The following is a 327-nucleotide window of genomic DNA, read 5'->3' as shown; positions in this document are numbered from 1 at the left end:
CATGCCGAGCGTCGTGGCGATTTCGAGCGCGCGTTTGCGCCCATACGACAGCTCGACGGCGGGCACATCGGCGAAATCGGTCAAGCCTACCTGCGTGAGCAGATCGATCGCGCGGTCATCGAGTTGACGCAACGTGCGCTCGCTTCTCCAGAAATGAAACGCCGAGCCGAGCTGACGTTGCAGACCGACGCGGACGTTCTGCAATGCCGTCAGATGCGGAAATACAGCAGAAATCTGAAAGGAGCGGATGATGCCGCGACGCGCGACCTGCGCAGGACGTTCGCCCGTGATGTCGATGCCGTCAAAGACGATCTGACCCGCAGTGGG

At 61.5% G+C, this 327-nt stretch carries 1 protein-coding gene; it reads right to left on the bottom strand.

Going from position 1 to position 327, the window contains the following annotated elements; genetic code table 11:
• The coding region (locus tag SB753_RS35795; RefSeq protein ID WP_410804824.1) for an ATP-binding cassette domain-containing protein at positions 1–327 on the bottom strand (327 nt) is incomplete at both ends.

It is taken from the genome of Paraburkholderia sp. SIMBA_053, from assembly GCF_046534895.1.
In the GTDB taxonomy this organism is placed as follows: domain Bacteria; phylum Pseudomonadota; class Gammaproteobacteria; order Burkholderiales; family Burkholderiaceae; genus Paraburkholderia; species Paraburkholderia caledonica.
This window is presented reverse-complemented; position numbering and strand designations above follow the sequence as displayed.